Annotated in this window: 28 protein-coding genes and 3 tRNA genes; 10 read left to right on the forward strand and 21 right to left on the reverse strand. The window is 50.6% G+C overall.

Annotated elements, in window-relative coordinates:
• Positions 1-64: 64 nt before the first annotated feature.
• Positions 65-1276 carry a tyrosine transporter TyrP gene (gene tyrP / locus OGX96_RS07020; RefSeq protein WP_003833907.1) on the forward strand — a complete coding sequence of 404 codons (1212 nt, stop codon included), beginning with the start codon at positions 65-67 and terminating at the stop codon, positions 1274-1276.
• A 26-nt stretch (positions 1277-1302) separates the two neighbouring features.
• On the opposite strand, the gene OGX96_RS07025 is transcribed toward tyrP, so the two are convergent.
• The 6 genes from OGX96_RS07025 to OGX96_RS07050 all read right to left on the reverse strand — a co-directional run bounded on the left by OGX96_RS07025 (position 1303) and on the right by OGX96_RS07050 (position 5314).
• Entirely contained in the window at positions 1303-1968 is a 666-nt protein-coding gene (locus OGX96_RS07025; RefSeq protein WP_003034581.1) for a YecA/YgfB family protein, read from the reverse strand.
• 209 nt (positions 1969-2177) lie between these two features.
• On the reverse strand, positions 2178-2459 hold the full coding sequence (locus tag OGX96_RS07030) for a heavy-metal-associated domain-containing protein (RefSeq protein WP_003833910.1): 282 nt from the start codon (positions 2457-2459) through the stop codon (positions 2178-2180).
• The gene (locus OGX96_RS07035) at positions 2456-2812 is read right to left on the reverse strand and encodes a mercuric transporter MerT family protein (RefSeq protein WP_003833912.1); all 357 of its coding nucleotides are present in this window, start codon (positions 2810-2812) and stop codon (positions 2456-2458) included. The genes OGX96_RS07030 and OGX96_RS07035 overlap by 4 nt, the downstream gene beginning before the upstream one ends.
• Positions 2790-3932 (reverse strand): transglutaminase-like domain-containing protein, encoded by a 1143-nt coding sequence (locus OGX96_RS07040; protein ID WP_286582566.1) that lies wholly within the window; start codon positions 3930-3932, stop codon positions 2790-2792. Before OGX96_RS07040 ends, OGX96_RS07035 begins: the two co-directional genes overlap by 23 nt.
• 208 nt (positions 3933-4140) lie before the next feature.
• On the reverse strand, positions 4141-4611 hold the full coding sequence (locus OGX96_RS07045; RefSeq protein WP_100272263.1) for an SRPBCC family protein: 471 nt from the start codon (positions 4609-4611) through the stop codon (positions 4141-4143).
• Positions 4612-4624: 13 nt separating this feature from the next.
• Positions 4625-5314 (reverse strand): LolA family protein, encoded by a 690-nt coding sequence (locus tag OGX96_RS07050; RefSeq protein WP_198802493.1) that lies wholly within the window; start codon positions 5312-5314, stop codon positions 4625-4627.
• 204 nt (positions 5315-5518) lie between these two features.
• Between OGX96_RS07050 and OGX96_RS07055 the strand changes: the two genes are divergently transcribed.
• On the forward strand, positions 5519-5863 hold the full coding sequence (locus tag OGX96_RS07055; RefSeq protein ID WP_048235186.1) for a hypothetical protein: 345 nt from the start codon (positions 5519-5521) through the stop codon (positions 5861-5863).
• Positions 5864-6019: 156 nt separating this feature from the next.
• Here the strand turns inward: OGX96_RS07055 and OGX96_RS07060 are convergent.
• From OGX96_RS07060 to uvrY, 6 genes are all read right to left on the reverse strand, one after another.
• Positions 6020-6106, reverse strand: a tRNA-Leu gene (locus OGX96_RS07060).
• A 12-nt stretch (positions 6107-6118) separates the two neighbouring features.
• Positions 6119-6192, reverse strand: a tRNA-Cys gene (locus tag OGX96_RS07065).
• Between the two features lie 51 nt (positions 6193-6243).
• Positions 6244-6319 (reverse strand) — tRNA-Gly (locus OGX96_RS07070).
• A gap of 151 nt (positions 6320-6470) precedes the next feature.
• Positions 6471-7019 (reverse strand): CDP-diacylglycerol--glycerol-3-phosphate 3-phosphatidyltransferase, encoded by a 549-nt coding sequence (gene pgsA, locus OGX96_RS07075; RefSeq protein ID WP_003030490.1) that lies wholly within the window; start codon positions 7017-7019, stop codon positions 6471-6473.
• Positions 7020-7074: 55 nt separating this feature from the next.
• Positions 7075-8904, reverse strand: coding sequence for an excinuclease ABC subunit UvrC (uvrC, locus tag OGX96_RS07080; protein ID WP_286582572.1), 1830 nt, complete (start codon positions 8902-8904; stop codon positions 7075-7077).
• Positions 8901-9557 carry a UvrY/SirA/GacA family response regulator transcription factor gene (uvrY, locus tag OGX96_RS07085; protein WP_003834023.1) on the reverse strand — a complete coding sequence of 219 codons (657 nt, stop codon included), beginning with the start codon at positions 9555-9557 and terminating at the stop codon, positions 8901-8903. The genes uvrC and uvrY overlap by 4 nt, the downstream gene beginning before the upstream one ends.
• A gap of 296 nt (positions 9558-9853) precedes the next feature.
• Between uvrY and OGX96_RS22665 the strand changes: the two genes are divergently transcribed.
• Together OGX96_RS22665 and OGX96_RS07090 are read left to right on the forward strand one after the other, a co-directional pair.
• On the forward strand, positions 9854-9997 hold the full coding sequence (locus tag OGX96_RS22665; protein ID WP_420291770.1) for a hypothetical protein: 144 nt from the start codon (positions 9854-9856) through the stop codon (positions 9995-9997).
• Between the two features lie 19 nt (positions 9998-10016).
• Complete coding sequence (locus OGX96_RS07090; protein ID WP_003030482.1) at positions 10017-10241, forward strand: DUF2594 family protein; 225 nt, start codon at positions 10017-10019, stop codon at positions 10239-10241.
• A gap of 66 nt (positions 10242-10307) precedes the next feature.
• Here the strand turns inward: OGX96_RS07090 and sdiA are convergent, their stop codons facing one another.
• The 8 genes from sdiA to OGX96_RS07130 form a co-directional block, all read right to left on the reverse strand.
• Positions 10308-11030 carry a quorum-sensing transcriptional regulator SdiA gene (sdiA, locus tag OGX96_RS07095; RefSeq protein ID WP_008785095.1) on the reverse strand — a complete coding sequence of 241 codons (723 nt, stop codon included), beginning with the start codon at positions 11028-11030 and terminating at the stop codon, positions 10308-10310.
• Between the two features lie 230 nt (positions 11031-11260).
• The gene (gene tcyN, locus OGX96_RS07100) at positions 11261-12013 is read right to left on the reverse strand and encodes an L-cystine ABC transporter ATP-binding protein TcyN (protein ID WP_003030477.1); all 753 of its coding nucleotides are present in this window, start codon (positions 12011-12013) and stop codon (positions 11261-11263) included.
• A complete protein-coding gene (gene tcyL, locus OGX96_RS07105) occupies positions 12010-12678 on the reverse strand; it encodes a cystine ABC transporter permease (RefSeq protein WP_003030474.1) in 669 nt (222 codons plus the stop codon). The genes tcyN and tcyL overlap by 4 nt, the downstream gene beginning before the upstream one ends.
• 21 nt (positions 12679-12699) lie before the next feature.
• Positions 12700-13686, reverse strand: coding sequence for a D-cysteine desulfhydrase (dcyD, locus tag OGX96_RS07110; protein WP_286582574.1), 987 nt, complete (start codon positions 13684-13686; stop codon positions 12700-12702).
• A 107-nt stretch (positions 13687-13793) separates the two neighbouring features.
• Complete coding sequence (gene tcyJ / locus OGX96_RS07115; protein WP_003030469.1) at positions 13794-14594, reverse strand: cystine ABC transporter substrate-binding protein; 801 nt, start codon at positions 14592-14594, stop codon at positions 13794-13796.
• Between the two features lie 225 nt (positions 14595-14819).
• A complete protein-coding gene (gene fliZ, locus OGX96_RS07120) occupies positions 14820-15371 on the reverse strand; it encodes a flagella biosynthesis regulatory protein FliZ (protein WP_003030467.1) in 552 nt (183 codons plus the stop codon).
• A gap of 57 nt (positions 15372-15428) precedes the next feature.
• Positions 15429-16148 (reverse strand): RNA polymerase sigma factor FliA, encoded by a 720-nt coding sequence (fliA, locus tag OGX96_RS07125; RefSeq protein WP_016153479.1) that lies wholly within the window; start codon positions 16146-16148, stop codon positions 15429-15431.
• Positions 16149-16310: 162 nt separating this feature from the next.
• A complete protein-coding gene (locus OGX96_RS07130) occupies positions 16311-17822 on the reverse strand; it encodes a FliC/FljB family flagellin (protein ID WP_198802497.1) in 1512 nt (503 codons plus the stop codon).
• Positions 17823-18077: 255 nt separating this feature from the next.
• On the opposite strand from OGX96_RS07130, the gene fliD reads away from it, so the two are divergent.
• The 4 genes from fliD to amyA all read left to right on the forward strand — a co-directional run bounded on the left by fliD (position 18078) and on the right by amyA (position 21831).
• Positions 18078-19481, forward strand: a complete 1404-nt coding sequence (gene fliD, locus OGX96_RS07135) for a flagellar filament capping protein FliD (RefSeq protein ID WP_198802499.1) — start codon at positions 18078-18080, stop codon at positions 19479-19481.
• Between the two features lie 15 nt (positions 19482-19496).
• Positions 19497-19904: a flagellar export chaperone FliS gene (gene fliS / locus OGX96_RS07140; RefSeq protein WP_198802501.1), complete on the forward strand. Its 408-nt coding sequence runs from the start codon at positions 19497-19499 to the stop codon at positions 19902-19904.
• Positions 19904-20275, forward strand: coding sequence for a flagella biosynthesis regulatory protein FliT (gene fliT / locus OGX96_RS07145; protein WP_008785101.1), 372 nt, complete (start codon positions 19904-19906; stop codon positions 20273-20275). Before fliS ends, fliT begins: the two co-directional genes overlap by 1 nt.
• 68 nt (positions 20276-20343) lie before the next feature.
• The gene (amyA, locus tag OGX96_RS07150; protein WP_198802503.1) at positions 20344-21831 is read left to right on the forward strand and encodes an alpha-amylase; all 1488 of its coding nucleotides are present in this window, start codon (positions 20344-20346) and stop codon (positions 21829-21831) included.
• A 40-nt stretch (positions 21832-21871) separates the two neighbouring features.
• Here amyA and yedD read toward each other — a convergent pair whose 3' ends face one another.
• Positions 21872-22285: a lipoprotein YedD gene (gene yedD / locus OGX96_RS07155; protein WP_003030454.1), complete on the reverse strand. Its 414-nt coding sequence runs from the start codon at positions 22283-22285 to the stop codon at positions 21872-21874.
• Positions 22286-22470: 185 nt separating this feature from the next.
• Here yedD and yedE point away from each other — a divergent pair, with 185 nt between their 5' ends.
• Together yedE and yedF are read left to right on the forward strand one after the other, a co-directional pair.
• On the forward strand, positions 22471-23676 hold the full coding sequence (gene yedE, locus OGX96_RS07160; protein WP_032943831.1) for a selenium metabolism membrane protein YedE/FdhT: 1206 nt from the start codon (positions 22471-22473) through the stop codon (positions 23674-23676).
• A complete protein-coding gene (gene yedF, locus OGX96_RS07165; protein ID WP_000790504.1) occupies positions 23673-23906 on the forward strand; it encodes a sulfurtransferase-like selenium metabolism protein YedF in 234 nt (77 codons plus the stop codon). The genes yedE and yedF overlap by 4 nt, the downstream gene beginning before the upstream one ends.
• The last annotated feature ends 272 nt before the right edge of the window (positions 23907-24178 follow it).

A 24178-nucleotide genomic window follows, 5' to 3' on the forward strand; every position in this document is an offset into this window, starting at 1 on the left:
TAGCGTTTTGCCTTAATCTGCGCCGCAGATATAACCATTGATTATCTCTGGGACAGAGGAAAGCGTGAAAAACAGAACCCTGGGTAGTATTTTTATCGTGGCGGGAACCACGATTGGTGCCGGTATGTTGGCAATGCCGCTGGCTGCGGCAGGCGTGGGGTTTAGCGTCACGCTGGTATTGTTAGTCAGTCTTTGGGCGTTGATGTGCTACACCGCGCTGTTGCTGCTTGAAGTGTATCAACATGTCCCGGCAGACACCGGGCTGGGTACGCTGGCAAAACGTTATCTTGGTCGTTACGGACAATGGGTAACGGGCTTTAGCATGATGTTTTTAATGTATGCCCTGACGGCGGCGTACATCAGTGGTGCAGGTGAACTGCTGGCCTCCAGCATCAGCGACTGGACTGGAACAAATATATCTCCGACGACAGGCGTACTGCTGTTCACCTTTGTTGCCGGTGGCGTGGTTTGTGTTGGGACCTCGCTGGTCGATCTGTTCAACCGTCTGCTATTCAGTGCCAAGATAATCTTCCTGGTGGCGATGCTGGCTCTGTTAATGCCGCATATTCATAAAGTGAACCTGCTTACGCTGCCACTGCAACAGGGGTTGGCGCTCTCCGCAATCCCGGTCATCTTCACCTCGTTCGGTTTTCACGGCAGTGTTCCCAGTATCGTCAGCTATATGAACGGTAACATCCGTAAACTGCGTTGGGTGTTTATTACGGGTAGCGCTATTCCTCTGGTCGCCTATATCTTCTGGCAACTGGCGACGCTTGGTAGCATTAACTCGACAACGTTCATGGGGCTATTAGCCAACCACGCAGGCTTAAACGGCTTATTGCAGGCATTGCGTGAAGTCGTGGCTTCGCCACACGTCGAACTGGCGGTGCATCTGTTCGCCGACCTCGCGCTGGCAACCTCTTTCCTCGGCGTTGCATTGGGATTATTTGACTACCTGGCCGACCTCTTCCAGCGCCGCAATACTGTAGCGGGAAGAATGCAAACCGGCGCGGTGACATTCCTGCCGCCGCTGGCATTCGCGCTGTTCTATCCGCGTGGTTTTGTCATGGCATTAGGGTATGCGGGCGTTGCCCTGGCGGTGCTGGCGCTGCTCATTCCCTCGATGCTGGCCTGGCAGAGCAGAAAACATAATCCGCAGGCCAACTACCGCGTAGCAGGCGGTGCTCCGGCGCTGGCGCTGGTATTTTTGTGCGGCATTGTGGTGATAGCAGTACAGTTTTCTATTGCAGCAGGATTACTACCAGAAGTGGGTTAAAACAAAGGGGCTTTCGCCCCTTTCTGTTAATGCAAACAGCACTGCTTATATTTCTTTCCGCTGCCACATGGGCAAGGGTCATTGCGCCCTACTTTGGCATCCACTTTCACCGGTACTTTGACCGGCGTTTCCTGAGGATGCGCCATCCAGTAAGCGTGCAGGTCCAGCGCAGCCAGGCGGATAGCATCGACGCTCTCTTCAAACGCTTCCGGCGTTAGTTTCTCAACCACCGCAAAGTTCTCTTCCGTGCCGTGCAGCGCAATAGCTTCAAGTGCTGGTTTTAACGTGTCCGGTAACGCGGACCAGTCTGACAGTGCGACGCCGCGCATATAACCAAAGCACCACTCTTCAACGATGGTCAGTTCATGCTCGTCAATTTCACGCAAACCAAATAACGGCTCAAACTGCTCAGGATATTCATCCAGACGATCGGCCGTATCCGCCATATGTTGAAACGCTAGGTTCATGAAACGCGTCATTTCTTTTTCGGAGGACCAGCGAGGGACATACTGCGCGCCGCCCCAAATTGCGACCAGCCACTGCTCTGGTTCAATTTCATACGGTGAACTCAGCACCGCCGTCAGCAAACCATCCAGTTCTGACACATCCAGAATAGCCTTGTCTGTATTGTACTTAGTCAGTACATCATCCAGCCATTCCAGTTCGCTCTCGTTTAATGGTCCCGTTTTCATAACGCTTTTCCTTAGTCAAAAAATCTTGCCTGTGATCATCCTACATGGCTGGAGGGATAACAGATACAAATGGGCATATGCGGCATACAGCTGCCGCCTGTTCAGGTTAACAGGAAACGAGGGGAATTCCGGAAGTTAACGCACAAAAGAGAACACTAAGCCGCCGGGCATCATACCGGGAAAACACAATAAAACCACCCGTAGGTGGTTTACTGTTGTTCAATACGATTGAGCGTTGCGGTATAGCCCGTTTTCGCTACCGCGTTAAGTAACGTATCGGTTGGGAAACCTTCTGGCACAATCGCTTCTGCTTGTCGGGTTTTTAGGGAGGATTTTGCTTTAATCACACCGTCGGTTTCACGTAGCGCCTGATTGACCGAAATAACGCACAGCGAGCAGGTCATATTTTGTATATCCAGCACCACTTTTTGATTGGCCGCCTGAGCCCACAGCGGCAGCAACAAGCATGCAACTAATGTGAAGATTTTCATTCAAATACCTCATAAAACCAGGCAACGAGCGTTGGATAAAATAGCACCGGCAAAATCAACGCCAGCGCGCACCAGTAGAGAACGCGCGCTTGCTTCAACGTTAACCATCCGGAGCACCACAGCCGCCTGGAAAAATAGAGCCGCCAGAAGACGCGCAGTAATAAGCCCAATGACACCAGCATCAGGGGAATTCGCAAAAACTCAAACTGGGTAAAAACAGCAAAGCTCGCCGCCGAAATACCAAACAACAGATAGAGCAGCGGTCCAACGCAGCATAAGCCCGCGGTGACGGCAGCCGCAGCGGCCGTCAACAGGGTGAGTCCCGCCCCTTTAGCGTTGTTCTGTGGCGACATAGCTGTACGAGAACGCTTTAGGATCATAGAAATTGATCGGGTCGCCATCGACTTCAGCGTAGGGATAGCCAAAGTTGTTCATGGCTCCCTGCTCCGTTGCTGGATACAGCTCGAAATCACGCCCGTAGTTAAATCCAACCCAGTTCATTTCCCAGTTACCAAACAGGTAAGTGTTTACCGCCTGGACATCGGCGTCCTGATGCGATTTTTTCTCTGCCAGACGCATTTTGGTCACATCAGCAGGATCGCACGGTAACCAGCCGTAACCGGCCAGATAGAATTCGGCGCGGCAATGTTGTCCGCCGCTCACATCGGCGACGCCTGCACTGTCTGCTTTGCCAAAAGCGCTTTTCGAGTAACGTTCGAGTTTATTGGCTTTGCCCAGACGGATGCCAAACAGTTCGCGTGCCGGAATACCGCTGGCCCGTGCCAGAGAAACAAAAACGGAGCTCATGTCGGTGCATTTTCCTTTGAGCTTACCGCTTTTTAAGATCTCCGCCACATCCCCCGTGCCGCAGCCGATAACGTCGTTATCGCGCTCCATATGGCTACTCACCCACTCGTAAATCAGGCGTGCTTTTTTCAGCGGATCCTGCTCATTACCGGTAATTTTACGTGCGGTTTCCAGAACCTGCCCATCAACTGGGGTATGTGTCGTCGGCAGCAGGTACGGTTTTACATCCAGCGGATAAATAATCTGCTCCGGCGCTTGCCAGGTTTTCAGCGCGTCCTGCTTCAGCGGCTCCCAGTCGGCGGTTTCAATGTCGATATCAACGTTAATCAACAGTTCGCCCTGCGAGTCAGGCCAGGTGGCAAACAGCGTTTTCGCGCCATAAGTATTATTAGTGGTAACGTACGCCTGCTTATAGTTTCCGCTAAAGGCAAGCGCCGTCATTTGTTGAAACGCGGTATCTACCGGAAGCGGGATCCACAGTTTTACCACGCCGCTCGACCCCTTAGGAGGGTTAAGTTTATACGTCTGGGATAACACAAAGCGCCGACGCGCGACTGGTGCAACGGATGGCTCAGCGGCGTGAACCGTCTGGCTAATAACCGCAGGACCGACTAAACCGGCGGCGGAAAGGAGAACGCTATTTTTGAGAAATTGTCGACGTTGCATTGCTGTCTGTCCATGTTGTAAGAGTTGGGCTACGGCTAAGAAGGTAAAAACCGTATGCGATCATCACAGCAGACAGACGCTGACATAAAAAGGTGAGCCGATGGAGGTTATTCATCAATAACAGACCTGTTAACTGTGAATGAAATAAGAAACTGCGCGACAGATAGTAAGCCATAGGCAGGCAAAAAGTACAGCCGTGAGAGCGAGTTCAGAATATATAAACATTCGTTGCCAGCTTACGGGCTAACCCTCTGGCCCCTTCGCGCATAACCATATCGTGATTCCAGCGAAAAACAGGTGCCGCCAGCGGAGCCAGGTAATTCATCCAGAGAATCGTGGTGCGAACATTCCAGTCATATCTGACGATAGTCTCTGTGCCATTGGCAGAAAAAGACCACACGCCTCGCCCTTCAACCGCCCCGCTGGCTTGCCCCTCAAGCAGCGAGCAGGGCAGAATATTCAACACATTGATGTCAAAGGTTAAGCGATAAGGAAGCGCTCCTTTCCAGGTATAACGATGCAGCGCCCCAATGCCCTGTGTATCACCTTTTTTAATCTCAACGATGCGTTCCAGACTTTCCCACCATTCTGGCCACTGATCGGGATGAGAAAAAACATCCCATACCTCCTGAATTGAAGCCTCAACCCGCCAGACGGTGGAAAACCGATAGTTAGCCATAATACAGACTCCCTCAAGGCGAGAAGAAATTGGCGGGAAAACGGATGTTAATGACCATAGCATCCAGAAGCACGGTTTCTAATCGCTGCCCATCTGGCGCATAGCTGATCACTTTGGCAGGGAGTCCGTGATAATTATCCAGCCAGACGTCATAGCGGTGAACACCATCAACCGCCATTGTTCCTGGCCCAACCACAGATACGCGCGTCGTCGCCCGTCCTGCAAGGTTTTCATTACCAACTGTGGTTGTTATCCCTTCGCGTTGCAGATGACGAATATTGCCCAACAACACGCCGATATCAGAGCGATCCACCCGATGACCGCGCTCATCCTGGATCAATGAATTAGTAGGTGACAGGTGCAAAATGGGCAACGTACCCGCACCAAATGGCCATAACGTCACTTTACCGCTGACAGGATTAAAGATAAGCACCGCACCTGAATGCGGTTGGGTAAAATCCATCCGCACATACCCAGGCTTTTGAAAGCTATAGCGAATAATTTTGCTTTCATCGGATGGCGACGAGGAGCGCATCATAACCTGATAAGATGTCAGGTTATTAAATGACTGTTGAGAAAACGCGATGGGATCCGTAGCCCTGGCATTCTGCGAAAAGATATCCCCTTCTTCCACCGAATATGCTGCACCACTAAAGGTAAGCAATGCTGCGAACATAACTATCGGAAAAGATGAAATGTTCATAGCAGCCCCCTGAATCAGCACTGTCTGCCAACAGAAGTAATCATCTGTTGGCTGTTTTTATTATAGTTCTTAACTGCGCGGCACTACTCTTCCGGACTTTTAAACACAGTATGGATAGCAGGTTTAAATTATTGGTTTTCTTTTCAGTTAAGATGACAACATAAAGCTATACTTTAATAGCCATGCTTTTTATAGGTATTAATCATGAAACTGCCATCGGTATTTTCATGCGCCGTTCTCATATTACTGCTGCTGGCGTCATCGTCTGCCACAGCCAGCGCGTTACAAAACCAGGCTGTTAGAGAGCAAGAGTTGAGCGAGGCACTTCGAGCTGGTAATGGCGTGATCATCATTGGCGGGACGGATGATTTCGCTTTCACGTTCAGGGCACGAAACCGAATCCACAGACAACTGGCGATACAGGATGGCTTTGGCGATCCCATACTGATGAATGGTTTCCAGGACCACAACTATAATCCCGCCCGCGATGGGTTTATCAACAACCCTGCCCGAGGGGGCTTTATGTTTAACGCGCCGATTCGGCGATAGATTGATTAACAATAGTGAGTATATAGAGGGCAGTTTACGTTTCTGGCAGGTTGCTTGACGCAAGGTATCTATGCTTGTAAAAAACAGGCACAAAAAAACCACCCGTAGGTGGTTTCACGACACTGCTTATTGCTTTGATTATTCTGTTCTTTCCCATGGTACCCGGAGTGGGACTTGAACCCACACAGCGCGAACGCCGAGGGATTTTAAATCCCTTGTGTCTACCGATTCCACCATCCGGGCTCGGGAAGAAATTGGAGGCGCGTTCCGGAGTCGAACCGGACTAGACGGATTTGCAATCCGCTACATAACCGCTTTGCTAACGCGCCGAAATCTTTTGGCTTTACAGCCGACATCCGCTATTGCCGATGTCTTAAATTTGGAGCGGGAAACGAGACTCGAACTCGCGACCCCGACCTTGGCAAGGTCGTGCTCTACCAACTGAGCTATTCCCGCATCACCAAGTAATTTTGTTAATCACTTGATTTTGTTATCGTCTGGCAATCAGTGCTGCCGTTCGATGCGTTGCATTCTACTTACCTGACGCAATGAGTCAACGATATTTTTCACCACTGACGATCGTTTGCTGAAATTTGCGTCGAAACGATCACTGATCAAGCAAATCTCCACGTGCAGCGCTCAAATACTGGAACATTGACCACAAAGTCAGTATCGCGGCGACGAAGAAAAGTGCGATCCCAGCATACTCTACCCAGATATTTGGACGCCACAGCAGCCAGGCTAGTGCAGCCATTTGCGAAGTGGTTTTCACTTTACCGATCCAGGATACGGCTACGCTGCTGCGTTTACCCAGTTCGGCCATCCATTCACGCAGTGCAGAGATGATAATTTCACGCGCAATCATTGTTGCGGCAGGGAGCGTTACCCACCAGCTGTGGTAATGCTCTGTCACCAGGACCATCGCGATTGCCACCAGCACTTTATCAGCGACCGGATCGAGGAAGGCGCCAAAACGCGTGCTTTGGTTCCAGCGGCGTGCCAGAAAACCGTCAAACCAGTCAGTGACCGCTGCGATACAGAAGATCAGCGCACAAACAAAGGGAGCCCAGGTGAATGGCAGGTAAAAAGCCAATACAAAGAATGGGATCAGGATGACGCGAAACAGCGTGAGCAACGTAGGGATATTAAATTGCATATGACGGATAACTATCTGTTGTCAGTGAAATTACCCCTATGTTGCTACAGAGGGCCTAATGTTTCAACGAGTAGAAGATCTTTTCTGCCAGAGCTTGCGAAATACCCGGCACTTTTGCAATTTCTTCGATACTTGCGTTACGAAGGCCTTGCAAACCTCCCATATATTTCAACAACATCTGGCGACGCTTTGGCCCGACACCTTCGATGGTCTCAAGCGTGCTGGTGCTTTTCACTTTCGCCCGCTTTTTACGATGCCCGCTAATCGCATGATCGTGAGATTCATCGCGGATATGCTGGATAACGTGCAATGCAGGCGAATCCGGCGGCAGGCTAAAGCCCTCACCTTCCGGCTCAAAGAACAGCGTTTCCAGGCCTGCTTTACGATCGGCCCCTTTTGCCACCCCCAGCAAGAGTGGGTGCTGTTTGTCCCAGGGAACATCCAGCTCAGCAAAAACGGCTTTCGCCTGCCCTAACTGACCTTTACCGCCGTCGATCAATATGACGTCCGGAATCTTACTTTCTTCAATCGCCTTACCATAACGCCGACGCAAAACCTGATTCATCGCCGCATAATCATCACCCGGCGTAATGCCGGTAATGTTGTAGCGGCGATACTCTGCGCGCAGCGGGCCATTGGCATCAAAGACCACGCAGGAAGCTACCGTCTGTTCACCCATCGTATGGCTGATGTCGAAGCATTCCATACGCTTCACCGCAGGTAACTTCAACACCGATGCCAGCGCCGTCAGACGTTGCGTAATCGTCGACTGCTGAGAAAGTTTTGTGGTGAGCGCCACTGCCGCGTTGGTCCGCGCCAGCTTGAGATAACGTGCGCGATCCCCTCGCGGTTTCGTCTGCACGTTAATCTTCCTGCCGGCCAGTTCAGACAGAGAGTCTGCCAGCAGGGTTTTATCGCTAAGATTAAAATCGAGCAGGATCTCCCCGGGTAAGGTACGCATCTGGCTCCCCTGCAGATAAAACTGCCCGACAAAGGTTTCGACGACCTCGCCGAGTTCCGTACCACCGGGTACTTTCGGGAAATAGCTGCGGCTGCCCAGCACTTTACCCTGGCGAATAAACAGAACGTGCACACAGGCCATACCGGCGTCAAACGCCACGCCAATGACGTCCAGATCGTCTCCGGTATTAGAGACAAACTGTTTTTCTGTCACGCGGCGTACGGCCTGGATTTGGTCACGAATGCGCGCAGCCTCTTCAAACTCGAGATTTTGGCTGGCCTTTTCCATGCGGGTGATCAGCTGCGTTAATACCTGATCGTCTTTTCCGGACAGGAACAGACGAACATACTCGACCTGCTGAGCATACTCTTCCTCACTCACCAGACCCGCGACACACGGACCGAGACAGCGGCCAATCTGATATTGCAGACAAGGTCGAGAACGGTTGCGATAAACGCTGTTTTCGCACTGGCGGATAGGGAATATTTTCTGCAACAGCGCCAGCGTTTCACGCACCGCATAACCGTTAGGGAACGGTCCAAAGTACTCGCCTTTGGCATGCTTTGCCCCGCGATGCATCGCCAGGCGCGGGTGGGTATCGCCGCTAAGGAATATAAAAGGGTAGGATTTATCATCGCGCAGCAATACGTTATAGCGCGGCTGATACAGCTTGATGTAGTTGTGCTCAAGCAATAACGCTTCGGTTTCAGTGTGCGTTACCGTGACATCAATCTGCTGGATTTGCGCGACCAGCGCTTCGGTCTTGCGTGACGCAAGATTACTACGGAAGTAGCTGGAAAGCCTTTTTTTCAGGTCTTTCGCTTTCCCGACATAGATAACCGTCCCGGCGGTATCATACATACGATAGACGCCGGGCTGACTGGTCACGGTTTTCAGGAACGCTTTGGCATCAAACTCGGTCACTGGCTTGTTAATGTCTCCGCATTACACAGGCCATGGCGAATTGCCAGGTGAGTCAGCTCTACATCGCCGTGAATGTTTAATTTACTGAACATTCGATAGCGATAGCTGTTCACCGTTTTAGGACTAAGATTCAGCTGTTCTGAGATCTCATTGACCTTCTGACCTTTGGTGATCATCAGCATAATCTGCAACTCGCGTTCAGACAAACTGGCAAACGGGGTTTCCGTTTTCTCAGGCTCAATCTGGCTGAGCGCCATTTGCTGAGCGATATCGGAGGCAATATAACGCTGCCCGGAAAAAACCGAACGAATGGCACTCACTACTTCCTGGGGGGCGGCGCCTTTGCTGAGATACCCTGCGGCCCCTGCCTGCATAACTTTTGCAGGTAATGGGTTTTCGGTGTGTACCGTCAGCATGATCACTTTAATGTCTGCCGTGGAACGCGCAATTTTGCGGGTTGCTTCCAGACCGCCAATACCGGGCATATTCATATCCATCAGCACAACGTCAACGGAATTTGAGCGGCACCATTTTACCGCATCTTCACCGCAGCACGCTTCGCCGACAACTTTTATGCCTTTTATATCTTCCAGAATGCGTCGTATCCCTGCGCGCACCAGTTCGTGGTCATCAACAAGAAAAACGTTGATCAAAGGAATATCTCCAGAATAGGGATAACGCTACCGATAGCTAATCGGCCCTATGTTAACGGGTTTTATCTCAACTTTGAAATGTAAAAAACGCCCGACTTTCGATTTTGCTCTCGTTTTTGGAAATTAGATTGTACGACGAGTGGAAACTTTCAGTCCTGACAGCCTTCTGCCACGGTTATATCTGCATAGCTGTTTCAGAATAGTGACAAAAAATTCATATTCCCTCGCTGAATGCAAAATAGGTAGTCAAAGTTGTAACAATAATTAACGAGGAAAATACTCGAAATAAACAACATGTGGAGAAAATATATGCACTGCAACATGTTGTTTATTTTAATGTCCACAACATTGGTCCGCGCAAAAAACAACCACAGATATTTTTAGCCTCGCTTATGGTATACTCCGCCGCCTTAAGATTTAACATCGCACTTTTTCATTGAAACATAACGAGGAAAATAAATGAGTACGCCTGACTTTTCCACTGCTGAGAATAACCAGGAACTGGCCAATGAAGTCACCTGCCTGAAAGCCATGTTAACGCTGATGCTGCAGGCAATGGGTCAAGCCGATGCAGGCCGCGTGATTCTTAAAATGGAAAAACAGCTCGCGCTGATTGAAGATCAATCACAGGCGGCGGTATTTTCCAACACGGTTAAGCAAATTAAACAAGCTTACCGCCAGTAAAAAGAAACCGGCTGATAGCAATGCTCTCAGCCGGTTTTGCGTCTGACACTCAGAACGATAATTTACTCAGATAAGCCCGGTTGCCGCGGCATAACAGGCTATCTGCGTTTTGTTTGGTGCATTGAATTTCTTTTGCATATTCTTCTGGTGGAAGTTTACGGTATTTTCAGAAATAGACAGAATGATGGCTATCTCTGAAGAGGTCTTCCCCTCCGCCGTCCATTTCAATATTTCCTTTTCCCGCTTGCTAAAGCGCATTTCTGGCGCCATAACCATGTCATCTTCCAGCCGCGTCAGTACAGACAGGCTTTCCCGCACCAGAAGCTGCATCCTGAGCTCCACTTCATCGCTCGCAAGGCGACTGTTACGGATACTTGCACGCGATACCGATAAAAAACCCAACGCCCGATTAGGCAACATTAAGCATTGCGTCATCCCTTTGCGTAAACCGTGATTGCGTGCGGCGTCCCACAAAGGTTGCGCATCGCGAAACAGAGTATCGTTCCAGGGTAAATGCCCCTGACTGAAGTTTTCAGGTTTCAGCACCGGATCAATGGCGAAATAATTTTCGGACTGATAATGCGCCACCCATGCTTTGGGATAGGTCGTATGAAGAGACGTTTTAGGTCGGGTAAAAGGTACCGGATGACGAACACAGAGCGCGTAAAAATCGAACTCTAAGTGCTGCGTCTGTTGTTGTAATTCCGTATAGACATCCTCTGCCGTCGCCATTTCCTGAAAGCGTAACAGCATGCTCCGTCGCCAGGTGAAGAAATCATGATCCTGCATACTAAGTGGTAATGCCCCTGAGATTGATAATCATCCAAACATATGAAACAAGCTAACACATAAATGTATTTTATATATGCAAATTATCGGACAAATGAAGAATTACTTGAGTATTACTCAGCAGTGGAAGGAAGTAACAGATTCAAGCGTTAATAATAAAGCAATAATTATAAATAGTTATGCGAACAGCACTCGCCAGAAACAATTCCGACGAGTGCTATATGCACTATTTATTGCATCAAAAACTTCTCAAGAAACTGGCGGGTACGCGGCTGCTGCGGATGCGTGAATAAGGATTTTGCTGGTCCCTGCTCCACTATCCGTCCTTGATCCATAAATATCGCTCTATCGGCAACATCGCGAGCAAAGCTCATTTCATGCGTCACAATTACCATGGTGCGTTTTTCCTGCGCCAACTGGCGGATGGTATTAAGTACCTCGCCAACCAGTTCAGGATCAAGTGCGGAGGTCGGTTCATCAAAAAGAATAACCTCAGGTCGCATCGCCAGCGCTCGGGCAATCGCTACGCGCTGCTGCTGTCCGCCCGATAAACGCCGCGGATAGCTGGTTTCTTTGCCCGCCAACCCGACTTTCGCCAGCAATTCACGCGCACGAGCTGTCGCTTCAGCTTTTGGTTCACCTTTGACTATCACCGGCCCTTCAATAATGTTTTCCAGCACCGTCCGATGCGGGAACAAATTAAAGTTCTGGAACACAAAACCGACGTGCTGACGTAACTGACGAATCAGCCCTTTCTGCTGGGTCAACGAACGCGCGGTATCAATGGTAATCTCACCCACTTTAATAGTGCCCGCCTCCGGTTGCTCCAGCAAATTAATGCTACGCAGCAGCGTGGTTTTGCCCGATCCGCTCGGCCCGATAATCGCTACTACTTCACCAGGTTTGACGTCAAGATCGATCCCATGCAGCACCGTTTGCCCATGAAATTTTTTGACCAGGTTTCTGACTTCGATAGCACTCATTTCGGCTCTCTCTCCTGGCGGTTCAGTTGTTCTTCAAAATAGTTTTGCAGCGCAGAAAGCACCGTCGCCATCACCCAGTAAATCAACGAGGCCGCCAGATACATCGTAAAGACTTCCAGCGTACGCGAGGTAATCAGCTGCGCCTGACGGAACAGTTCCGGTACCTGGATAGTGGCGGCCAAAGAGGTATCTTTCACCAGACTGATAAAGCTGTTGCTCAGCGGCGGTAGCGCAACGCGTGCCGCCTGCGGCAGGATCGCACGGCGCATGGTCTGCCAGCGCGTCATGCCAATACTGGCCCCTGCTTCCCACTGACCTTTGTCGATGGAGGAGATTGCCGCACGCAGGGTTTCCGCAGCATAGGCTGCCGTATTCAGCGACAAGCCAATCATCGCTGCCGGGATGGGATCAAGCTCAATACCAAACTGCGGCAGACCGTAATAGATCATAAACAGCTGAGCAATCAGCGGTGTTCCGCGAAAAATAGAGATATAAAAACGCGCCAGCCAGCGCACAGGCAGCAGCGGCGACAGACGCATCAACGCCAGGATAAACCCCAGCACGAGGCCAAAAAACATCCCGCCGATACTCAGTTGCAGCGTAAAAACCGCGCCTTTGAGCAGATACGGCAGAGAATCAATTACCAGTTGGATACTTTCATGCATTAGCGTTTTTCGACCTGGTTGTTACACGTGAGGATGGTAGGCAAACAGTGCAGGTGCCCCACCGGTATGAATAAAGAGGATTGGCCCTTCGTCTTTGAAGCGTTTCTGGCTGATACCGTCAATCAAACCTGCCATCGCCTTACCGGTATACACCGGATCCAACAAAATGCCTTCCAGGCGCGCCAGCAGTTTTACCGCCTCCATGCCTTCTTCGTTTGGCGTACCGTAGCCCGGCGCAAAATAATCGTCCCATAACAGGATATCCGCCGAGGCCGTCAGTTCCAGTTCGCGGGCAATATCCTGCTGCAACATTACAACTTTGGGCTTTTGATCGGCGAAGCTGCGCGAGACGGTCACGCCGATGAGCTCGACGTCTGGCATCAGTTGTTCCAGGCCCACGGCCAGCCCGGCGTGCGTTCCCGCACTGCCCGATGCCACCACAACGGAAGAAAGCGCAACGGCCCCTTCACACTGCTGGGCAATTTCCAGCGCGCTTTCCACATACCCCAATGCGCCCAGGGCGTTAGAACCACCAACGGGGATCACATACGGGCGGAACCCCTGCGCTTCAATGCGCGTCGCCAGTTCCTGAAGCTGCGCATTCGGGTCGGTCAGCGCATCGCACATTTCGATCTGCGTATTAAACAGGTCCAGCAGCAGACGGTTGCCGTTGGTGAGATAGTTTTCCGCAGTAGTGCCAATCGGATTTTCCAACAGCGCCACGCAGTGCAGGCCAAGCTTTGCCGCTACCGCCGCCGTCTGGCGAACATGGTTAGACTGGATGGCACCCGCGGTTATCAGCGTATCTGCACCTTCACGCAGTGCGTCTGCGGCCAGGAATTCCAGCTTACGCAGCTTATTGCCGCCCATAGCCATCGGCGTGACGTCATCGCGTTTGATGAAAATATCGCGCCCGAGGTAGTCGGAGAAGCGTGGAAGATATTCGAGCGGCGTTGGCGCGCCAATAAATTCCAGACGTGGAAAGCGCGTTAAGTTATGCAGCGGCATACAGCCTCCGGTATTCGTTGTTGTGATGTTCTTTTTATTATGCACGCTCAGGCGCAATGAAATAAAAAAAGGCGCTGTTAAAGGCGCCTTTTTTCATCGGATGCTGATTATTTCGTCACATCCGCTCCAAACCATTTTTCAGACAGGGCTTTCAGCGTACCGTCTTTCTGCATTTCAGCAATGGCCGCATCAACCGCTTTCAGCAGATCTTCATTGCCTTTGCGCAGTGCCACGCCGGACTCCTGGCGGGAGAATGCTTCACCGGTTACAGCCAGCGTATCCTTGGTTTTCTTGACCAGATCCAGCGCCGCCAGACGGTCAACCAGAATGGCGTCGATACGACCTACACGCAGATCCTGGTATTTGGTCGGGTCATCATCATAGGTACGAATATCCACGCCCTGCACGTTCTGGCGCAGCCACTCTTCATAGTTGGTGCCCAGACCAACGCCGACTTTTTTACCTTTCAGATCGGCAGCGGTCTTAATAACGCCTTCATTACCTTTCTTAACCAGCGCCTGAATACCAGAAACCGTATACGGGGTAGAGAAATCGTATTTTTTCTTACGTTCGTCAGAGATGGTCACCTGGTTGATGACCACGTCAATGCGCTTGGAATCAAGAGAGGCCAGCATACCGTCCCACTTGGTCGGCTTCAGGTTAGCTTTCACCCCAAGGTGCTTGGCCAGTTCCTCAGCAAACTCCACTTCGAAACCGGTCAGCTTGCCGTCATCGCCCTGAAAACTAAACGGGGGATAGGTCCCTTCCAGGCCCACCAGCAGCGTGCCGCGCTCTTTAACTTTATTTAACAGACCTTCATCTGCATAAGTCTTTACGCTCATTCCAGCGACAAGTGCAACAGCCATTACACCCATCAGAGCCTGACGTCCCAGAAGTGCTAATTTCATAGTTACCCCGAATATTGTCATTAGTGACTGCTATTTATTCACAAAATCATTCGAGTTGTATCAAGGCGGCAAGCGAGTAAATCCCCAGGAGCTTACTAAAGTAAGTGACTGGGGTGAATGAGCGCAGCCAACGCAGAGACAGCTTGAAGGATGACGTGTATATGACTGTAGTGTAGAGCGTTTGTCGTGATCCACAAACACGACTCTGTTACACCTTATTCGTTTTTAATATATATCAGAACTGGCTGTCCAGGAGGATTTCTGCATATGTCCCATATGGGTATGGGCTTTGAACTGCTCATACTTACGCAAGGCGATGCGGTAATTGTTGGTGCTGGTTTCCGGCAGCCACGGGGCAAGGTTTTCGTCGAGGAACCCTTCCTGCAGCAGGTCATGAGAGATATTTTGTTCGGTCAGATGATTCCCGAGGCGACGCAGACGGACAACGTATTCACGTACCGTGCCGTGACTCATTTCGGTTTGCTCAAACAAAAATTGTTTAAATCCAATAATGTCGAAAAAGTCGCTCTGCTCTTTGCAATGCAAATCACCGCAAAAACGACACAGCGCCACCCACTCTTTTTTCTCCTGCTCCCACTCGGCTTCATCCAACAAAGTGTCCAGTCGAGCGATGGCGATTTTATTCACAATTTGCCCGCGACGAACCAGCGTGATCCGGTCGAGCAACTTAAAGCAATGGGCGCAATGCGTCTGGCTGTGTTTGAAATCTTTGAGGTAGCGGCTTAGAGGCCGTCTTTTTGATTGCTGCACCGTCATGAGAACTCCTGGTAGTCAATTCGTAATGCGGCATTGTTCAGGGGTAATAATGTACCCCTATAGCTTACCCAGCTTGGTGCGTAGACGTTTGATGGCCTGACTGTGCAACTGGCTGACCCGTGACTCCCCGACTTCCAGTACCGCACCAATCTCTTTCAGATTCAGCTCTTCCTGGTAGTACAGCGTTAACACCAGCTTTTCGCGCTCCGGCAACGCCTCGATCGCGTCCATCACGCGCTGGCGGAGGTTACCCTCAAGTAGCTGTTGTAACGGGTTTTCCTGCTGATGTTCTTCCGTCACCAGCTCAATACTATCGCCATGCTCTTCCCGCCACTCGTCATATGAGAAGAGTTGGCTGTTATTGGTATCGAGCAACATCTGACGATACTCTTGCACAGGAATAGCCAGACGCTCCGCCACTTCGGTTTCCGTCGCGTTGCGCCCTAATTCCTGCTCCAGTTGTCCCATCGCCTGTGCCACTTCGCGAGCATTGCGCCGAACGCTACGCGGCACCCAATCCCGGCTACGTAGTTCGTCCAGCATTGCTCCACGAATACGCTGCACTGCGTAAGTGGTAAATGCCGTTCCTTGCAAAGCGTCATATCGGTCAACGGCATTCAATAACCCGATGCCGCCCGCTTGTAGCAGGTCATCCAGTTCTACGCTCGCCGGCAAACGCACCTGAAGGCGCAATGCTTCGTGACGCACCAACGGTACATAACGCTGCCACAGCGAGTGTTTATCCATTACACCTTCAGCGGTATACAGTGAATTCACGATAAACAGCCCTGCGTTAAATGAGTTATCGGCATGATTATCCGTTTCTGCAGGGGTTTTAATCGGGTGAATAGTGGGTGAAATGGGGGGTTATTTGGGGGTTACGGGTAAAGCTAAATGTAAAAAACCCCGCCGGAGCGGGGTTTGCGCGATAAGCGTAAATTAACGCAGCAGAGACAGAACGTTCTGCGTGGTCTGGTTAGCCTGCGCCAGAACAGAAGTACCCGCCTGTTGCAGAATGTTTGCACGAGACATGTTGGACACTTCGGTCGCGTAGTCAGCATCTTCGATACGGCTACGGGCTTCAGACAGGTTGTTTACAGTGTTACCCAGGTTAGTGATGGTAGAGTTGAAACGGTTCTGTACTGCACCCAGGTCGGAACGCAGGTCAGCAACTTTCGCCAGCGCCGCGTCGATTTTAGCCAGCGGGCTGTCGGTAGTTGCAGTAGCTGCTTCAGACAGTTTAGGTTCTGCCTGGAAGTTGTGACCTTTTGCTTTAGCAGCCGTGTAGGTTTTACCGGCAATTTCTACCAGCTCAGTTTTACCGTCAACACCACCCAGTTGATTGACTGCTGTTGCAGTTTTACCAGAAGCATCAGTATAAGAAGTCGTCTTAAGTTCTACTTTATTATCGGTGTAATTTGCTGCGTATCTTTTTCCACCGACTTCTAACGCATAGCCACCATCAATAGTCTTATTATTTGAATCGGTATAAGACATTTTGACTAGTTTAGCACCTGTAGTATCAATGCCTGCATCAGTCAGAGGTTTAAGTTCAGCAGCAGATACAGTTACTGGGGTACCAATTTGCTCCTGTTTAACTTTTGTTGCGGTGGCATCACCGGTAACACCTGTAACTTTTGCTGCACCACCAGCTAATGTCACATTACCGCTGTCATCAACGGTAACTGCATATTTACCATTTTTAGTGGTACCGCCAGTTTCTGAGTCACCAGTAACGTCAGCATAATATTGACCATCTTTGAACGTTATAGTAGCAGCATAAGTATCACCAACTGGATCCTTTGGATCACCAAGAGCTGTTTTAATTGCAGCCGGAGCAAGTGTCTTGATATCCGTTGCAGTATCAACATAGCTTTTCGTTGTACCAGTGGTCACAGCTGTAGCTTTCACATCGTAGCCTTTCTGTACGTTCAGAGAATCCAGGCCTAACGTTTTGGCATTAATTTCTTTCAGGTTGATATCGATGGTTTCGCCATCGTTAGCACCAACCTGGATGGTCAGGGTGTTGTCTTTCGCCAATACTTTCACGCCGTTGAACTGGGTCTGACCGGATACGCGGTCGATTTCGTTCAGACGCTGAGTGATTTCAGCCTGGATGGAGTCGAGGTCAGACTGGGAGTTGGTACCGGTAGAAGACTGAACCGCCAGCTCACGAACACGCTGCAGGTTGTTGTTGATTTCAGACAGAGAACCTTCAGTGGTCTGCGCGATGGAGATACCATCGTTGGCGTTACGGGACGCCTGAGTCAGACCTTTAATATTAGATGTGAAACGGTTTGCAATCGCCTGACCTGCAGCATCGTCTTTCGCGCTGTTGATACGCAGACCGGAAGACAGACGCTCGATAGCGGAGCTCAGAGAAGACTGAGATTTGTTCAGGTTATTCTGGGTCAACAGCGACAGGCTGTTTGTATTGATGACTTGTGCCATGATCTTTTCCTTATCAATTACAACTTGATGTTATTGGGCTGTTGCCCACGGTTTCTCACCGTAACCCATGTATCGGCACCTTAATTTCGAACTTTAGAGAATTTTTACTTTCCGCCCTCTTTTTTCTTAGCCCGTGAAATACCCTCTTTATATGTCACTATTCTGCGCATTATTTTTACAAAACTATTATTAAACTTTGCACGCAGATTGCCGATAACCCGCTTAACTACTGTTTGCAATCACAAGGAATTAGGCATGCCTTCATTTACATCACTGGGCGTTGGTTCGAACTTACCACTGGATACGTTGCTGACAAACTTAACCACTGCTGAGAAAAAGCGTTTAACGCCGATTACCCAACAGCAGAGCGCTAACACCTCGCGTCTGACTGCGTATGGCACGCTGAAAAGTGCATTAGAAAAATTTCAGACAGCGAATACCGCACTGAACAATGCCGATCTGTTTAAAAGTTCCACTGCCACCAGCAGCACAGAAGATTTAAAAGTCAGTACCACCGCGGGCGCCGCTCCAGGGAAATACACCGTCAGCGTCACCCAACTGGCGCAGGCCCAGTCACTATCGACTACAGCGAAAATTACCTCGACTAAAGAACAGTTGGGTGATACCAGCGTTGATGAACGCACTATTACGATTTCGCAGCCGGGCCGCAAAGAACCGCTGGAAATTAAATTAGGCAAAGGCGAAACCTCACTGGAAGATATTCGCGATGCCATAAATGATGCGGACAGCGGTATTTCCGCCAGCCTAGTGAAAGTAAAAGAAGACGACTACCAATTGGTGTTAACCGCAGAAAGCGGTACTGAAAGTGAAATGACCATCTCGGTGTCAAATGACACAAAACTGAGCGATTTACTGTCCTATGACAGCAAAGCTGGCAGCGGGAAAATGAAACAGCTGGTCGGTGCACAAAATGCGCATTTGACCGTTAATGGTATCGATATTGAACGCCAAAGCAATACGGTAACCGATGCACCACAAGGCATCACGCTTGAACTGACTAAAGAAATAAAAGACGCCTCCATCACAGTCAAGAAAAGTGATGAAAAGGCTACTACGGCGATTAAGGCTTGGGTAGAAGCCTATAACTCACTGGTTGATACCTTTGGAACACTGACTAAATATAAAGAAGTTGAACCGGGTGAAGCAGCCAGCGCAGATAACGGCGCGTTACTGGGTGATAGTGTTCTCCGTACCATTCAAAACGGCATTCGTGCGCCATTTGCTAACAGTGGCAGCGAATCCCCGTTTAAAACCATGACTGAGATCGGCATTACGCAGGATGGTGGTACCGGTAAGCTAAAACTTGATGAAGAAAAACTTGCTAAGGCACTGAAAGATAATACCGCTGCCACCCGCGAATTGCTGGTTGGCGACGGAAAAGCAACCGGTATTACCACTAAAATTGCCGCCGAAGTAAAAAGCTACCTGGCCGATGACGGCATTATCGATAATGCACAAGACAATATTAACGCCAACCTGAAACTGCTGACTAAGCAGTATCTGACCGTGAGTAATAGCATTGATGAAGTCGTGGCTCGCTATAAAGCACAGTTTACCCAACTCGATTCCATGATGAGTAAGCTGAACAGCACCAGTACCTATCTGGGCCAACAATTTTCAGCGATGAATAATTCCTGATAACACGAGGTAAACATGTATACCGCGAGCGGTACCAAAGCCTATGCACAGGTCAGCGTGGAAAGCGCCGTGATGAGCGCCAACCCGCATCAGTTGATCGAAATGTTGTTTGATGGCGCACATAGCGCCCTGGTGCGCGCTCGTCTGTTTATGCAGCAGGGTGATATCGTTGCCAAAGGTGAAGCATTAAGCAAGGCAATCAATATCATCGATAATGGTCTGAAGGCGGGCCTGGACCACGAAAAAGGAGGAGAGATCGCCACCCATCTTTCTTCGTTGTACGACTACATGGTTCGCCGTTTATTGCACGCAAATCTGAATAATGATTGTCAGGCCATTGAAGAAGTCGAAGAGTTACTCGGCAACATTGCAGATGCCTGGAAACAGATCTCATCGAAAGCGTCGTCCCAGGAGTCTCGTTAATGACCTCAGCCGTGGAGTTTATCAACCGTTGGCAGCGCATCGCGCTACTCAGTCACTCGCTGCTGGAACTGGCGCAGCGTGGTGAATGGGACCTTTTACTGGAACAGGAAGTTACCTATCTGCAAAGTATTGAAGTGGTCATGGAAGAGCAAACTCCACCGGGCATTACGCGAAGTATTCAGGACTTGGTTGCCGGGTATATTAAGCAAACGCTGGATAACGAACAATTACTCAAAACGTTGTTGCAGCAGCGACTGGATGAGCTCAGCAACCTCATCGGCCAGTCGACACGCCAAAAGACGCTGAATAACGCCTATGGTCGTCTTTCCGGCATGCTGCTGGTACCCGACGCCCCCACCTCGCCACAATAATTTCCCGTCTCGTCTGAATTATCTTCCATACTCCAGAGGTCGGCCAAACGACTTCTGGAGCACGGAAGATGAAAAATCCCACGTTATTGCAGTACTTCCACTGGTATTACCCTGATGGCGGTCAACTCTGGCCCGAGCTTGCCGAACGCGCAGGCGGACTGAATGATATCGGCATCAATATGGTATGGCTGCCCCCCGCCTATAAAGGCGCGTCCGGCGGCTATTCCGTTGGCTATGACTCCTACGATCTGTTTGATCTGGGCGAATTCGACCAAAAGGGAACCGTCGCCACCAAATACGGCGATAAAAACCAGCTGCTGGCGGCGATAGACGCGCTTAAGCACAATGATATTGCCGTGCTGCTCGACGTGGTGGTTAACCACAAAATGGGCGCAGATGAGAAAGAAAAGATCCGCGTCCAGCGCGTTAACGCCGAAGATCGTACGCAAATAGATGATGAGATTCTCGAATGTGAGGGCTGGACGCGCTATACCTTCCCTGCCCGCGCAGGCCAGTACTCGCAATTCATTTGGGATTTTAAATGCTTCAGCGGCATTGACCATATCGAGAACCCAACCGAAGACGGGATTTTTAAAATCGTTAACGACTACACGGGCGAAGGCTGGAACGATCAGGTTGATGATGAGTTGGGTAATTTTGATTATTTGATGGGCGAAAACATCGATTTTCGCAATCACGCGGTGACTGAGGAGCTCAAATACTGGGCGCGTTGGGTAATGGAGCAAACCCAGTGTGACGGCTTTCGTTTAGATGCCGTGAAACATATTCCGGCATGGTTTTACAAAGAGTGGATTGAGCACGTACAGGAAGTCGCCCCCAAGCCACTGTTTATTGTGGCAGAATACTGGTCCCATGAAGTCGATAAGTTGCAAACCTACATAAATCAGGTGGAGGGGAAAACCATGCTGTTCGACGCCCCTTTGCAGATGAAATTCCATGAAGCCTCCCGTCAGGGCCGCGATTACGACATGAGCCAGATTTTCACCGACACGTTAGTGGAGGCAGATCCGTTTCATGCCGTCACGCTGGTGGCCAATCACGACACCCAACCCTTGCAGGCACTCGAAGCCCCTGTCGAACCGTGGTTTAAGCCGCTGGCCTATGCACTGATCCTGCTGCGCGAAAATGGCGTGCCGTCGGTGTTTTACCCTGACCTCTACGGAGCGCATTACGAAGACACCGGCGGCGATGGCGAAACCTATCCTATCGACATGCCGATCATTGAACAACTTGATGAACTGATCCTCGCACGCCAGCGCTTCGCGCATGGGGTACAGACGCTCTTTTTTGACCACCCTAACTGTATCGCTTTTAGCCGCAGCGGTACGGATGAGGATCCCGGCTGTGTGGTGGTGCTGTCTAACGGCGATGACGGAGAAAAGACCATCAATCTCGGCGCCAATTATGGCAATAAAACCTGGCGGGACTATCTGGGAAATCGTGAAGAAAGCGTGATCACCGATGAAAACGGCGAAGCGACGTTTTTCTGTAACGGCGGGAGCGTCAGCGTGTGGGTGATTGAAGACGTGTTGTAAAGCTCAACCCCGGTGACCGATGGTTACCGGGGCGTACGGCTTATGGCAGCGGTGTTGCCAGCGGCGTTTTCTTTAACGCGTCAGCACATTCCTGCGTCGGGCGATCCACCCGCTGCAGCGTCATACCGTCATATTCCAGCGTATTGCCTTCGCGCTCGATCTCGTACAGCTCGCGTTTCACCGTCACGTTGGTGAGATCGCCAGAGAGCATCGTCAGTTTCCCCGGCAACGCGATCACCCGCTGCCACTGGCGACAATCCAGCGTATCGCCCTCTTTCGTTATCACCAGGCTGGCAATGGCTTCCGGACTCACCAGACTGCGTTGCGGACCTTTTGACTGCCAGTATCCTTCCAGACCGGCTGGCGCTGGCGTTTTCACCACGTCGTTATAATTTTCTACTTCGGCGCATCCGGTAAGCGCCAGAAATACACCAACGATTGCTAATTTTTTCATCATTCATCCTGCATGCGAAGAAAATGGGATTGTGGCATTAAAGGCCTGATGTCGCCAGCCTTTCGGCAGCGTTGAGAAAGATTGATCCAGACGGTGTTACCTCTTATTACTCATAGTCAAAAATTCTGAACGGTGTAGTATCCACACTTCTTGTTACATACCTTCTGAGTTCAGAGGCACAACGCATGTCATGGCAACACTTCAAACAGGCCTGGTTAATTAAATTTTGGGCCCCCGCCCCTGCGGTCATCGCAGCGGGTATTCTCTCTACTTACTATTTCGGCATTACGGGAACCTTCTGGGCCGTTACCGGTGAATTCACCCGCTGGGGTGGTCAAATCCTGCAACTGTTTGGTGTGCACGCCGAAGAGTGGGGATACTACAAGCTGATACATCTCGAAGGCTCGCCCCTGACCCGCATCGACGGCATGATGATCCTCGGTATGTTCGGCGGCTGTTTTGCTGCCGCACTGTGGGCCAACAACGTCAAGTTACGCATGCCGCGCAGTCGAGTGCGCATTATGCAGGCGATAGTCGGCGGGGCAATCGCCGGATTCGGCGCACGGCTGGCAATGGGCTGTAACCTGGCCGCATTCTTCACCGGCATTCCGCAGTTCTCACTACACGCCTGGTTTTTTGCGCTGGCCACGGCCATTGGCTCATGGTTTGGCGCACGCTTTACCCTGCTGCCGATGTTCCGTATTCCGGTCAAAATGCAGAAAGTCTCCGCCGCTTCGCCGTTAACGCAAAAGCCGGATCAGGCCCGTCGCCGTTTCCGCCTGGGCATGCTGGTGTTTATCGCCATGATCGGCTGGGCGCTGCTCACGGCGATGGATAAACCCAAGCTCGGTCTGGCGATGCTGTTCGGTGTTGGGTTCGGACTGCTGATTGAACGGGCGCAAATCTGCTTCACCTCCGCCTTCCGCGACCTGTGGATTTCCGGTCGCACCCATATGGCAAAAGCGATTATCTTCGGGATGGCAGTCAGCGCCATCGGTATCTTTAGCTATGTGCAACTAGGCGTCGAGCCTAAAATCATGTGGGCGGGTCCGAATGCGGTGATTGGCGGCTTGCTGTTCGGCTTTGGCATCGTTTTAGCGGGCGGATGTGAAACCGGCTGGATGTATCGCGCCGTTGAAGGCCAGGTGCATTACTGGTGGGTTGGTCTGGGCAACGTTATTGGCTCGACCATTCTGGCCTACTACTGGGATGATTTTGCTCCCGCACTTGCCACCAACTGGGACAAAGTGAATCTGCTCAACACCTTCGGTCCGCTCGGCGGTCTGCTGGTGACCTATCTGCTGTTGTTTGCCGCGCTGATGCTCATTATCGGCTGGGAAAAACGTTTCTTCCGTCGTGCAGGGCTGACGCCTGCCAAGGAGTCTGTATGAAAAATATCGTGCCTGATTATCGCCTCGATATGGTCGGCGAACCGTGTCCATATCCGGCTGTAGCCACGCTGGAAGCGATGCCGCAATTGAAGAAAGGTGAAATTCTGGAAGTGGTGAGCGATTGCCCGCAGTCAATCAACAATATTCCACTGGATGCGCGTAATCACGGCTATACGGTGCTGGATATTCAGCAGGATGGTCCAACGATCCGCTATTTGATTCAGAAGTAACTGGTTGCCGGATGGCACTGCGCTTATCCGGCAAACATTATCTGCACGTTGTCCCTACACCTGCATCGACATCATATGACCATGTATTTTTCATAAACGACAAAGATCGTCCAAGAGCGCATCAGATAACAGATGGTTAGAGTCGTCGAAAACATCAATCGCCTAAGTTCACCTCAGAGTGAGCGCTTCGTTGTGCCCCATCCATGCCCCATCACACGTCCCATCTTAGTAAAAGATAGAAATTGGTCGAAAGGCATATAAAAGCCTTGGCG

The organism is Citrobacter sp. Cpo100, from assembly GCF_030332595.1.
Taxonomy (GTDB): domain Bacteria; phylum Pseudomonadota; class Gammaproteobacteria; order Enterobacterales; family Enterobacteriaceae; genus Citrobacter; species Citrobacter portucalensis.